This is a genomic window from Mycobacterium sp. 3519A (assembly GCF_900240945.1).
Classification (GTDB): Bacteria; Actinomycetota; Actinomycetes; order Mycobacteriales; family Mycobacteriaceae; genus Mycobacterium.
Genome location: NZ_OESG01000011.1, coordinates 61875 through 73824, shown reverse-complemented (window position 1 = coordinate 73824; position 11950 = coordinate 61875). Strand labels below are relative to the sequence as shown.

At 65.7% G+C, this 11950-nt stretch carries 14 protein-coding genes; 7 read left to right on the top strand and 7 right to left on the bottom strand.

The window, feature by feature from the left end:
• Positions 1 to 52 precede the first annotated feature (52 nt).
• The 3 genes from C1A30_RS00510 to C1A30_RS00500 all read left to right on the top strand — a co-directional run bounded on the left by C1A30_RS00510 (position 53) and on the right by C1A30_RS00500 (position 3504).
• On the top strand, positions 53 to 748 hold the full coding sequence (locus tag C1A30_RS00510) for an IclR family transcriptional regulator (protein ID WP_101946337.1): 696 nt from the start codon (positions 53 to 55) through the stop codon (positions 746 to 748).
• Positions 749 to 839: 91 nt separating this feature from the next.
• Positions 840 to 2444: an FAD-dependent oxidoreductase gene (locus tag C1A30_RS00505; RefSeq protein ID WP_101946336.1), complete on the top strand. Its 1605-nt coding sequence runs from the start codon at positions 840 to 842 to the stop codon at positions 2442 to 2444.
• Positions 2445 to 2616: 172 nt separating this feature from the next.
• The gene (locus tag C1A30_RS00500; protein WP_101946601.1) at positions 2617 to 3504 is read left to right on the top strand and encodes a hypothetical protein; all 888 of its coding nucleotides are present in this window, start codon (positions 2617 to 2619) and stop codon (positions 3502 to 3504) included.
• 71 nt (positions 3505 to 3575) lie between these two features.
• On the opposite strand, the gene C1A30_RS00495 is transcribed toward C1A30_RS00500, so the two are convergent.
• The 4 genes from C1A30_RS00495 to C1A30_RS00480 are packed head-to-tail and all read right to left on the bottom strand — an operon-like array spanning position 3576 to position 5970.
• Entirely contained in the window at positions 3576 to 3872 is a 297-nt protein-coding gene (locus C1A30_RS00495; RefSeq protein WP_101946335.1) for a cytochrome C oxidase subunit IV family protein, read from the bottom strand.
• Positions 3873 to 3875: 3 nt separating this feature from the next.
• Positions 3876 to 4475 (bottom strand): cytochrome c oxidase subunit 3, encoded by a 600-nt coding sequence (locus C1A30_RS00490; protein ID WP_101946334.1) that lies wholly within the window; start codon positions 4473 to 4475, stop codon positions 3876 to 3878.
• Positions 4472 to 5266: a hypothetical protein gene (locus C1A30_RS00485; RefSeq protein WP_101946333.1), complete on the bottom strand. Its 795-nt coding sequence runs from the start codon at positions 5264 to 5266 to the stop codon at positions 4472 to 4474. Before C1A30_RS00485 ends, C1A30_RS00490 begins: the two co-directional genes overlap by 4 nt.
• On the bottom strand, positions 5263 to 5970 hold the full coding sequence (locus tag C1A30_RS00480; protein ID WP_101946332.1) for a hypothetical protein: 708 nt from the start codon (positions 5968 to 5970) through the stop codon (positions 5263 to 5265). Before C1A30_RS00480 ends, C1A30_RS00485 begins: the two co-directional genes overlap by 4 nt.
• Before the next feature lie 95 nt (positions 5971 to 6065).
• Here C1A30_RS00480 and C1A30_RS00475 point away from each other — a divergent pair, with 95 nt between their 5' ends.
• Positions 6066 to 6653 carry a TetR/AcrR family transcriptional regulator gene (locus C1A30_RS00475; RefSeq protein ID WP_101946331.1) on the top strand — a complete coding sequence of 196 codons (588 nt, stop codon included), beginning with the start codon at positions 6066 to 6068 and terminating at the stop codon, positions 6651 to 6653.
• On the opposite strand, the gene meaB is transcribed toward C1A30_RS00475, so the two are convergent.
• Together meaB and C1A30_RS00465 are read right to left on the bottom strand one after the other, a co-directional pair.
• A complete protein-coding gene (meaB, locus tag C1A30_RS00470; protein ID WP_101946330.1) occupies positions 6631 to 7506 on the bottom strand; it encodes a methylmalonyl Co-A mutase-associated GTPase MeaB in 876 nt (291 codons plus the stop codon). The genes C1A30_RS00475 and meaB overlap by 23 nt on opposite strands.
• Positions 7507 to 7516: 10 nt before the next feature.
• A complete protein-coding gene (locus C1A30_RS00465; RefSeq protein ID WP_101946329.1) occupies positions 7517 to 8656 on the bottom strand; it encodes a thiolase family protein in 1140 nt (379 codons plus the stop codon).
• A gap of 70 nt (positions 8657 to 8726) precedes the next feature.
• Here C1A30_RS00465 and C1A30_RS00460 point away from each other — a divergent pair, with 70 nt between their 5' ends.
• Genes C1A30_RS00460 through C1A30_RS00450 form a run of 3 tightly spaced genes read left to right on the top strand, consistent with a single transcriptional unit; the run spans position 8727 to position 11090 of the window.
• Positions 8727 to 9491 (top strand): SDR family NAD(P)-dependent oxidoreductase, encoded by a 765-nt coding sequence (locus C1A30_RS00460; RefSeq protein WP_101946328.1) that lies wholly within the window; start codon positions 8727 to 8729, stop codon positions 9489 to 9491.
• 11 nt (positions 9492 to 9502) lie between these two features.
• Positions 9503 to 10240: an SDR family NAD(P)-dependent oxidoreductase gene (locus C1A30_RS00455; RefSeq protein WP_235009591.1), complete on the top strand. Its 738-nt coding sequence runs from the start codon at positions 9503 to 9505 to the stop codon at positions 10238 to 10240.
• A 13-nt stretch (positions 10241 to 10253) separates the two neighbouring features.
• A complete protein-coding gene (locus C1A30_RS00450; protein WP_101946326.1) occupies positions 10254 to 11090 on the top strand; it encodes an SDR family oxidoreductase in 837 nt (278 codons plus the stop codon).
• Positions 11091 to 11170: 80 nt separating this feature from the next.
• On the opposite strand, the gene C1A30_RS00445 is transcribed toward C1A30_RS00450, so the two are convergent.
• The gene (locus C1A30_RS00445) at positions 11171 to 11938 is read right to left on the bottom strand and encodes an enoyl-CoA hydratase/isomerase family protein (protein WP_101946325.1); all 768 of its coding nucleotides are present in this window, start codon (positions 11936 to 11938) and stop codon (positions 11171 to 11173) included.
• Positions 11939 to 11950: the final 12 nt, after the last annotated feature.

Below are 11950 nucleotides of genomic sequence, written 5' to 3'. Positions count from 1 at the left end.
TATAGTCAGAGCATCACTCTCGCGGACTTAATCTGTCAAGGAAGGGGCCGCCATGGTCTCCGAGGGCCAAGCGCCCAACGGTGCGCCCGGCTCGCAGACCCTGGCCAGAGGGTTGGCCGCGCTGCAACTGGTCGCCGCCGCGCGAACTGGTTTGACGGTTCAGCAGGTCGCCGACGACATCGGCGTTCACCGCACGATCGCGTACCGGTTGCTCAACACGCTCGCGCAGTTCCGCATGGTGGCCAAGGGCGAAGACGGCCGGTACCGGTCGGGCACCGGACTGGCCGTGCTGGGGGCGTCGTTCGACAACAATGTCCGGCAGTTGAGTGTGCCGACGCTGCGCAAACTGGCCGACGAACTCGGCACGACGGTGTCGTTACTGGTCGCCGAGGGTGATCAGCAGGTGGCGATCGCGGTGATCGTGCCGAGCAACGTCTTCTATCAACTGTCGTTCCACGAGGGCAGTCGATATCCGCTGGAACGCGGCGCGGCGGGGATCGCGCTGCTCGCCAGCATGCCGCCGCGGCCTGGCGAACGGGATCTGGTTCCTCTTGCCCGTCAACAAGGTTGGGTGATCACCCACGGTGAGGTCGAGCCGAACACGTACGGGCTCGCCGTGCCGGTGCGGCGTAAGCCGCCCTCACCGCCGACGTGCATCAACCTGATCTCGCATCGTGAGGATGTCGTCATCGACGGCAGAGACGCCGTCCTCAAGGCCGCCGACGAACTATCCGCAATTCTCAGCTGAAGGGGTCGTCGAACGTGAGCTCATGTGTGAAATCTCGGAGATTTTTCGAACACAAGCTCACGTTCAGCATGCGTAACGAAGGGAGTCCGACGTGAACGACTGGGACGCCGACGTCGACGTGGTCGTGTTGGGCAGCGGTGGCGCGGGATTGACGGCTGCGCTGACCGCGGCGAGCAGCGGGGCGTCGGTCGAGGTGTTCGAGAAGGCGGCTACCGTCGGCGGTACGACGGCGGTTTCCGGTGGCATCGTGTGGATTCCGGCGCATTCGCGTTCGGCCGACGGTGAGTTGCCGGTCGAGGACGCGACGGCGTACCTGCGTGCGCAGTCGCTCGGCTATATGGACGACGAGCTGATGCAGACGTTCGTGCAAACCGGCGCCGATATGCTGGATTACGTCGAGGCACACAGCGAGTTGCAGTTCGAGATCGCCGAGGGCTTCCCCGATTACAAGCCGGAGCTACCCGGCGGTCGGCCAGGCGGCGGTCGATCGCTGAACGCCAAGCCGTTCGATCTGGCGCGGTTGGGCGACTGGCGCGACCGGATCACTTCGTTCCCAGCGGATTTCAGCAACGTCGGCATCGACGCGGAGACCAGGGCCCGTATCCATGCGGCGGTGGACAGCGAGTCCGGTGACTACTGCGTGGCCGGCACGGCGCTGGTCGCCGGGCTGCTCAAGGGCCTGCTCGACGTCGGCGTGGCACCGAAGACCAATGCCCGCGCCGTCGAGTTGTTCGCCGACGGCGCCGGCATCACGGGCGTACGAATCCAGCGGGACGGCAACGATATTCGCGTGCGGGCCCGCCGCGGCGTGGTGCTCGCCACCGGCGGGTTCGAGTGGGACAAGCAACTGGTCGAGGCCTATCTGCGCGGCCCGATGCGCGGCGCGGTGTCGCCGCCGAACAACACCGGCGACGGGTTGCGCATGGCGATGGCACACGGTGCCGACCTCGCGAACATGGGCGAAGCGTGGTGGGTGCCCATCGTGCAGTTGCCGGACGACACATTCCAGGGGCATCCGCGCAGTCGCAGCGTGCGCCTCGAGCGGACCCGGCCGCGAAGCATCATCGTCAACAGGGCGGGAAAGCGGTTCCTCAACGAAGCGGGTGAATACAACTCGATGGCGGGCCCGTTCCAGTACCTCGACCCCCGCAACGGGTACGCCAACGACCCGGCGTGGATCGTGTTCGATTCGCTGCATCTCAAGCGGTATGGCTTCCTCGGCGTGCTGCCCGGCGCGCAAGCCCCCGACTGGTTCTCACCGAGTGCCGGCCTCGCCGAACTCGGCGCCAAGACCGGCATCGACCCCGACGGTCTCGCGCGCACACTGGCGGCGTGGAACGACAACGTCGCACACGAGACCGATCCCGACTTCGGCCGCGGCTCAAGTGCTTACGACGGCTACTGGGGCGACGACAAGGCGGCCACCCCGGCAGGCAAGACGCTTGGCCCCATCGACACGGCGCCCTACTATGCGGTGCCGGTGTCGATCGGCGCGATGGGCACCAAGGGCGGCCCGCGCACCGATCGCGACGGCCGGGTGTTGCACGTGAACGGCTCGGCCATCCCGGGTCTGTTCGCCGCGGGCAACGCGATGGCGGGCGCTACCGGCAAGGCCTACGGCGGCGCCGGTGGCACGTTGGGCCCGGCGATGGTGTTCGGCTACCGCGCGGGCCTGGCGGCGGCCAATCGGGCCTAATTCTCCGCGCACTGTTCCAGGCGCGAGCAGACGCAAACTCGCACATTTTGTTGCGAGTTTTGTGCGAGTTCGCGTCTGCTCAGTGCAGTGAAACTTATCCACAGGCAGCGTTTCATCCCCACATTGAGCGTCTGCGGTGTCCCCTGCCGACGTCGGCACTGACGATCATGAGATGCGTAGCGCTGCCCTGAGATTGATGAAGGAGTGTGGCGGATTCGCCACAACAGCACAATTGCTGACGGTTATGACTCGGCAACAACTAGATGTTCGAGTTCGAAACGGCGATCTGGTTCGCGTGTGGAGAGGAATCTATTCCGCTTCGGAGCCAGGCCTCATCGGCCGGTTGGCGGCACTGGATCTACACATGGGGCAGAGTGCAGTCCCGTGCATGGGCACGGCCGCCGCGCTGTACGGCTTCGACCTCGAGAACACCCACGCGGTTCATGTCCTTGACCCGGGCGTTCGAATGCGGCCCACTGTCGGCCTGATGGTGCACCAACGGGTGGGCGCACCGCTGCGGCGGATTGCCGGCCGGTTGGCGACGGCCCCGGCTTGGACTGCAGTCGAGGTGGCTCGCCAGTTGAGCCGACCACGTGCACTCGCGACGCTGGATGCAGCCCTGCACGCTTCGGCCTGCAGCCTTATCGAGCTGGAAAGCGCTGTGCGAGAGCAGAAGGGCCGCCGCGGCATCGTTCGCGTCCGAGAACTGTTGCCATATGCCGACGGTCGCGCGGAGTCAGGCATGGAGAGCGAGGGTCGACTGATCATGATCGACTATGGGCTGCCGTTGCCTGAGCTCCAGTACGAGATCCTTGGACTCGACGGTGAAGTGTGGCGTGTCGATTACGCGTGGCCCGACTACCGTGTCGCCGCAGAATACGAGAGTATCGCCTGGCATGCGGGCCGGTCGGAAATGGTCAGAGACAAAACACGGCTCGCGAGTATTCAAGAGGCCGGTTGGACTCTCATCCCGATAGTCGTCGACGACATACGGCGACGACCATGGCGACTCGCGGAACGCATCGATCACCACCTGTCGCGGGCTGAGATCGCCAGTTGACGCGCGGCGAGCAGACACAAACTCGCATGTTTTTCACTCAAGATGTGCGAGTTTGCGTCTGCTCGCCGGAATCAACCGACCACCGCCGAGCCGATGAAGTAGCTGCCCAACAGACACACCGCCATCAGCACCACCCAGCCGTCGGTGAGGCGGCGCAGCAACACCGGGGCATGCCGGACTTCCATGAACTCGCGGAAGATGATGCGCACCTTCACCAAAGCGATGACGATCGCGCTGACCGTGACGACGGTGCTGGCCTTCAGCATCCCGTCGTCGTCGGCCGAGCGGTCCAACCACACGTACGCCAGCGTCATCACGGTGAGCACCAGCCAGACGACGGCCAGCCTCTTGTTGAATGTTCCGCTCATCGGTCACCTCACCACGTAGATCAACGCGAAGATCAGCACCCACAGGAAATCGACGGTGTGCCAATAGGTTGCGCATGTCTCCACCAGTTGCTGCGAGCGCCGCGCAGGGCTCCACAACTGGTACACGGCGACGCCCATCACGATGAAGCCGATCAGCAGATGGATGAGGTGGATGGACGTCAGGAAGAAGAAGTGCTCGAAGAACTCGTTCTCTGTGAACGTGTGGCCCAGCCGGATCTCCCTGGTCCACTCCACCACCTTGGACACCAAAAACGCCACACCCAGACCGATCGTCAGGAACGCGTCTCGGAGCGCACCGCGATACGCGCCCTCGCGAGACGCTTGGACACACCTGGCGATCGCCCACGAACTCAGCAGCAGCACAACGGTGTTGAAGATCCCGAAGCGCAGGTCGAGCGCGGCCTGGGACTGCAGGTACAGGTCGCGGTTCTGGATGCGACCGATGAGGTAGACCGAGAAATATCCGGTGAACAGCAGCGATTCGAACAGGACGAACACCCACATGTCCGGCTGGCCCGGCACGAACCGGCCCTGCTCGCGGTCGACCTGGTCGGTCGAGGAGTCTTCCTGCAGGTTCGTCATTGCAGTGCCCCCACCGAATCCGCCTGACTGCCCTCGGTTTTGGCGGGTAGGTCAGGCAACGGTCCGGTACCGAAGTCCTCGCGTTCGATCATCCTGCGCAGCAGCACGATGAAGCACGCGGTGTAGGCGACGAACACCACCATGTTGATCCACCACGCGATCGCTCCGTTCCAGGCGAAGACACCGCGTTGGAAGATCCACGCCGGCGCGACGACGACCTCGGTCAGCGCGTTGCACAGCCCCAGATAGCCGAACCACTTCGGAAACACCCCGTTCCTGTCGATCAGGATGGCGACCAACCAGACCACGGAGCCGATCATGAACACGCCCATGGTGCCGCTGAACGACAGGAAAGCGAAGTCGAACAGCCATCCGATGAGTTCGGGGTCGCGATCGGGTCGCAGGGCGCCGACAGTCATCGCGATGGCCATCACCAGCATGCCGGGTATCGCACTGAGCGAGTACATGATCAGATACGAGTATCCGAACACCTTGCTGACCGACATCCGCCGCATCGAGTAGGCCAGCAGCGCGTTCATCGGCGCGCACATGCCCGAGATGAGGAACACCACACCGAATCCGGCGAGGATTCCGTGGTGGCGCGCATCGAACCACTGCACGACCATCGGGGTGCTCCAGGCCGGGCTCGGTGGTGGCTGAACACGCGTGACAAGGAAGAACAGCACCCCGTAGAGCTGATAGAAGACCACCATCACCCACCACGCGAACCACAGCTCTCGCTTGGGATGGTGGCGGAAGTTCCACCACAACCGGCTCAGCGGTGCACTCATGCGGCGACCGGCTCCTCGACGCGTCGACGCAGAATCTGCTGTCCGAGAACGACTCCCATCACCACGATCCACGCGGCGATCGCGATGTTCTTCACCCAGAAGGACAGCAGGCCGTCCCACGCCAACGGCCCCGTGACGGCCAGCGCGGTGAATGCGGCAGGTCCCAGCGCGACCGCGATCAACAGATTGAAGTGCGCCACCCACATCTTGAAAACAGGTTGCTCCTGGCGATCCCAGTAGATGGCCAACGCGAGCAGCAGGCACTGCGCGATCAGGTACGGAACCAACACGGTGAACGTCACCCATGCGAGGTCGTTGAGCAACTGGGTCAACTCCGGGGCGCGCTCCGGCCGGAACGCGCCGAGGAGCCAGAACATGTTGGCGATCAAGAACAGACACGGCGGGCCGCCGGCGCAGGCGATCAAGCTGTAGGACGGGATCGGCGTGCGGTGCGCCATCCGCCGCACCTGCATCGCCAACAGGATGACGGTGGGGATCAGGCCGACGCCGAACCAGTTGAACAAGATCATGCTGTACCGGATCCGCGCGGTCTCGTCCCGGTAGAACTCGGCCACCGCGTCCGCCGACAGCGTCGGTGACATGGGGTGCAGGAAGCCGGGAAACAGGAAGAACGCGGCTACCCAGATGATCGCGATCGCGGGCAACGTCCAGAACAGAAGCAACTCGCCGTCAGGGCGTCTCATCGTCGAACCTCTTCAGCTAGCTCGGTTGCCGATCGGCAACTTGGACGGTAGCCGATCGGCAACCTGGCGGTCAATCCTGGGCTACCCTCGTCGCTGTGACGTCGACACAAGAGAGCAGGTTCAGTGCCATCACGCGCACGGCAGCTCAAACCCGTGTGCTTGACGCGGCGTTGAAACTGATCTCCGAGCACGGCGTCAGCGGGACATCGCTGCAGATGATCGCCGACGAGATGGGCGTGACCAAGGCCGCCGTCTACCGGCAGTTCAAGACGAAGGAAGAGATCGTCATCGCGATCACCGAACGGGAGATGAGCAAGCTCGAGGACGCGGTCGAAGCCGCCGAAGCGCAGGGGCACCCCTTGCGGGCGCGGGAAGTGTTGCTGGACAGGATGATCGAGCAGGCCATCGAACGTCGCGGCGAGTTCAGCGTTCCGCTGTTCGATCCGGTCATCATCCGACTGCAAGCCGAATACGAGCCGTTTCAACGGTTCATCGAACGCCTCTACGCCGCGCTGCTCGGCACCGAGGCCGGGGTACAGGCACGCCTGCATGCGGCGATGCTGTCGAGTGCGATCAGCGTGGCGGTGATGCACCCACTGCTCGCCGACGTCGACGGCGACACGCTGCGTGCGCATTTGAAGGAGATGACGCGCCGGATGCTCAATCTGCCGGCTTCGGATTGATCAGTTGCTCCGCAACGGTATACGGATCGTCGCTGCCCTCGGCCACGAGTTCTGCGAGCCGGTCCAAATCTGGATGAGTTCGCAACTGGGTCTGCGCCAACGACAGGATCTGCGCCCGCGCCCGCGCGATCCGTCGCTGGAGGCTGTCGGCGCGGTGGTGTTCCTCGATCGCCTCGACCAGTTCGGGCACCCCCTCACCTTGTGCGGCAATGAGTTTGAGGATCGGCGCCGTGGTCTCAGCGCGCAGGTCGCGGACCGTCTGGTCGGCGCCGTCCCGGTCGGCCTTGTTCACCACCACGATGTCGGCCACTTCGAGCAGGCCCGCCTTCGCGGCCTGAACCGCGTCGCCCGCACCGGGATTCAAGATGACGACGGTCGGATCGGCAACGGCCGCGATCTCGATCTCCGACTGCCCGACGCCGACGGTCTCCAGCACGATCAGGTCGTAGGCCAGCGCGGCCAGTAGTCGTATCGCGGCGGGCACCGCCGCGGCAAGCCCGCCGAGGTGGCCGCGGGTGGCGACAGAGCGGATGAGGACGCCGGAGTCGTTGATGTGAGCGGCCATTCGGATGCGATCGCCCAGCAGCGCTCCCCCGCTGTACGGGGACGACGGGTCGACCGCGAGCACCGCCACCCGCATGTCCCGGCCGCGGTAGGCGCCGACCAACGCCCCGACCGTCGTCGACTTACCGGCGCCCGGTGGACCCGTCACGCCGACGATGCGGGGCCGCGGCGTCGGCCCGAGCGCGTCGAGCACCTCGGTGCGGCGTTCACTTTCGACCAGGCTGAGCAGCCGACCGGCCGCCCTGGCCGATCCGCCGCGCGCCGCCTCGATGAGCTCGTCGATGGTCACCGGTGTCAGTTTAAGGAGCCGGCACCTCGATGATGGTGGCCGAGCCCATACCGCCGCCTGCGCACATCGCCGCGACCCCGATTCCGCCGCCGCGCCTGCGCAGTTCATGGACGAGCGTGACGAGCATCCGCGCGCCGGTCGCCGCGACCGGATGGCCGAGCGAACAGCCGCTGCCGCTGGGGTTCACCTTGTCCGGATCGAGGTCGAGCAGCTTGATGGTCGCCACGCACATGGACGCGAATGCTTCGTTGATCTCGAAAAGGTCGACGTCGGCGAGTGAAAGGCGAGCCCGGCCAAGTGCTTTCGGGATCGCCTCGACCGGCGCGAGACCCGTCGACGCCGGATCGACACCGACCGACGCCCACCCCTTGATCGTGGCCAGCGCGGGCAGCCCGAGGCGATCAGTGGCGATACCGAGAATCGCCGCGCCGTCGTTGCCGCCGCACGCATTGCCCGCGGTGATGGAGAACCCGTCGATCTCGGGATGCAACGGTTTGAGCGCGGCCAACTTCTCGATGCTGGTGTCACGCCGGGGATGCTCGTCGACCTCGAACAGGCCGTGCGGGGTTTCGATCGGCACGATCTCGTGTTTGAACCGGCCTTCGTCGATGGCCTGGATCGCCTTGCGGTGCGAGCCCAAAGCCCATTCGTCCATCTCTTCGCGCGATACGCCTGCCTTGACGGCGGCGTTCCACCCGACGGTGATCGACATGTCCATGTTGGGGGCGTCGGGCCGGTTGGGATGGGTCGGCGGGAACCAGTCGACCTTCTCGTCACCCCGCTGCCGCGTGAACCGCGGTGAGGTCGACGCGGAGTTCACGCCACCCGCGAGGATCAATTGGTCCATGCCGGCCCGGATGCTGGCCGCGGCGGCTTGCACGGCGGCCTGGCCCGCGGCGCAGTGCCGGTTGACGGCAAGACCCGGCACCGACGACAGGCCGGCAGTGATGGCCGCGTGGCGGGCCACCACGCCTCCGCCGTACAGGCCCTCGCCGAGGATCACATCGTCGATCGGCGCGCTGCCGACCTCGGATACCGCCGCGCCGACGACGTGTTCTGCCAACCGGTAGGCGTCGGTGTCGCGCAGCGTCCCCTTCACCGCGGTGCCGATGGGGGTGCGTAGTGCGGACACGATGACGGCGTCAGGCATGGGTGTCTCCGTTCTGATGAGAATGCTATTCTCTCAGTCCGAGAGTGCCAGTTGCAAGAAGGGGAACCACATGCAAATCGCAGGTAGCTCGGCGATCGTCGTCGGTGGGGCGGGTGGCCTGGGTGAGGCGACCGTGCGCCGCCTGCACGGTGCGGGGGCCAAGGTGGTTGTCGCCGACCTGGCCGACGACAAGGGCAAGGAACTCGAGAGCGAACTCGGCGTGCGGTATGTACGCACCGACGCCACCTCGGAGGAATCGGTCAACGCGGCCATCGCGGAAGCGGCGGCGCTGGCGCCGCTGCGCATCGCCGTCGACACCCATGGCGGCCCGGCGGGCGGCGGGCGGTTGGTCGGCAAGGACGGTTCGCCACTGAGCATGGAGGCCTTCGAGAAGACGATCGCGTTCTATCTGACGGCGGTGTTCAACGTGATGCGGTTGACGGCCGCCGAGATCGCGAAATCGGAGCCGCTGGAAGAAGGTGGCCGCGGGGTCATCGTCAACACCGCGTCGATCGCCGGCTATGAAGGTCAGATCGGCCAGCTCCCCTACTCCGCCGCCAAGGGCGGTGTACTGGGTATGACCCTGGTCGCGGCACGTGACCTGTCCCCGTGGGGAATTCGCGTCGTCACCATCGCGCCGGGAACCATCAACACACCGGCGTACGGTAAGGCCGCCGACCAACTCGAGCAGTACTGGGCCCCGCAGATTCCGTTCCCCAAGCGCATGGGCCGGTCGACGGAGTACGCGCAACTGGCGCAAAGCATCATCGAAAACGACTATCTCAACGGCGAAATCATTCGTCTCGACGGGGCGCTGCGGTTCCCGCCGAAGTGATGGCGCGCCGGGTGCTGGAAGGCCGAGTCGCGTTCGTCGCCGGTGCCAGTCGCGGCATCGGCGCGACGGTTGCCGAGGCGCTGGCACGCGAGGGCGCCGCGGTGGCGGTCGCGGCCCGCACCGAACAAGAAGGCAAAGTGCCCGGCACCATTCACGCCGTGGCCGAGCGGATCACCTCCAGTGGCGGCAAAGCGTTACCCGTGCAGTGCGACGTCACCAGCGAGGAATCCGTCGAAGCCGCTGTCGTGCAGACGGTTTCGGAGTTCGGCGGCATCGACGTGCTGGTCGCCAACGCGGGCGTGCTGTGGCTGGGCCCGATCGAGTCCACACCGCTGAAGCGTTGGCAGCTGTGTATGAACGTGAACCTGACCGGGGTGTTCCTGGTGACGAAGGCCGTGATCCCGCATGTGAAGGCGCGCGGCGGCGGGTCGCTGATCGCGATCACGACCACCGGCGTCGGCATGATCGAGCACGGCGCCAACGCCTACTGGGTGTCCAAGGCCGGCGTCGAGCGGTTGTATCTCGGTTTGGCCGCGGACCTTCGGCCCGACAACATCGCGGTGAACTGCCTGAGCCCGTCGCGCGTGGTGCTGACCGAGGGCTGGCAGGCAGGCGGCGGTGGCATGGAGATTCCGCCGGAGATGGTCGAGCCACCCGAGGCGATGGCGAATGCCGCTGTGCTGCTGGCGCAACAGGATTCCAGCGGCATAACCGGTACCGTGCAGCGGTCGGAAGAACTCGTCGCATGAGAAAGGCGCACGAATGAATCAGGTGTCGGTGATCACCGGTGGCGCAGGCGGAATGGGTCTGGCCACGGCCAAGATAGTCGGCCGAACCCACACGCCGATTCTTTGCGACGTCCGGCAGAACAGGCTCGACGATGCGGCCGCCGCCCTTACCGGCCTTGGGATTTCACCCATCGTCGTCAACTGCGATGTCACCGACCGGCAGGCGGTTGCCCGTCTGTTCGAGACCGCAGCCGGCGTCGGGCAGATCGCCTCGGTCATCCACACCGCCGGGGTGAGCCCCAGCATGGGCGACGCCGATTACGTGATGCGGACCAATGCGATCGGCACGGTCAATGTCAACGAGGCGTTCTTCGCGTCTGCGGGCGAGGGTGCCGCGATCGTCAACGTGGCATCGATGGCGGCCCACATGCTGCCGGAGGAAATGATTCCGACGGGCCACTTTTCGCTGGCCGTGCAGGACGAGGCCGCCTTCATGCATCACATGGCGACGGCGTGCGGCGTCGTGCCCGAGGAGATGCGCTCGGGCATCGCCTACGCCGTGAGCAAGAGCTTCGTGCGGTGGTACAGCACCTCGCAGGCCGAACGGTTCAACGGCCGCGGCCTGCGCATCGTCTCGGTGTCACCGGGGTCCATCGACACCGAGATGGGCAGGCTCGAGGAGCAGGCCGGTGCGGGTGCGATGGTCGCCGACGCCGCGGTCCCACGGTGGGGCACCGCGGAGGAGATGGCCGAACTGCTGGCCTTCTGCGCCGGCGACAAGGCCGGCTACCTCACCGGCACCGACATCCTCAACGACGGGGGCGTGATCGCGTCGATGAAGGAGCGCGCCACGCGCAGCGCCGCCACCTAGGCGCGAGCGACCGCAAAATGCCAACAATCCGCGGCGTGTCGGTGTACAAACACGGTCGCTCGCGGGAAAGGAGAGGACAGTTACTTGCCCTTGGCGATCAGGCCGTCGACGATCTTGTTGAAGTCCGCGGTGCCGAACGACACGTACTCCGCGAGGTTGGCGTAGTCCAGCGACGCCATCACCGACTTCTCCAACTGCAGATTCATCAGCCGCTTGGTGGCCTCCACCGCCTGCTGCGGCAACTCGAGTAACTTCTTGGCGCACGCGATCGCCTCGGCCAGCGGATCCTCGACCACGTGGTTGGCCAGTCCAAGTTCGACGGCGCGCTGCGCCTTGATCCGCACGCCGGTCAACGCGAACTCCTTGGCCTGCAGCAGGCTGATCTGCGAGCCCCACACCAGCGGGCCACCGTCAGCGGCCACCAGACCGATCTGCACATGCGGGTCGGCGAAGTGCGCCGTCTCGGCGATGTAGACGACGTCCGATAACGCCGCCAGGCTGCAACCGAGCCCGACGGCCGGGCCGTTCACGGCGGCGATCACCGGGATGCGACACCGCACCATGCCGATGACGATGTCCCTGCCGTGTTTGATCGTCTTCTGCCGCAACGCTTCATCGTTGCGAAGCTCGTTGAGATAGTTGAAGTCACCACCCGCTGAGAACGCCCGGCCCGCGCCGGTGATCACCGCCGCCCGCGCGTCGGCGTCCTCGTTGAGGGCATCCCAGAGCTTCGCCAACCCGACGTGCAGGGCGTCGTTGACGGCGTTGAGCGCATCGGGCCGGTTCAGCGTGATGATGCGCAGGGCGCCGTCGGCAGTGACGTCGATTTCCTCTGGCATGTCATACATTCAGGGCTCTCC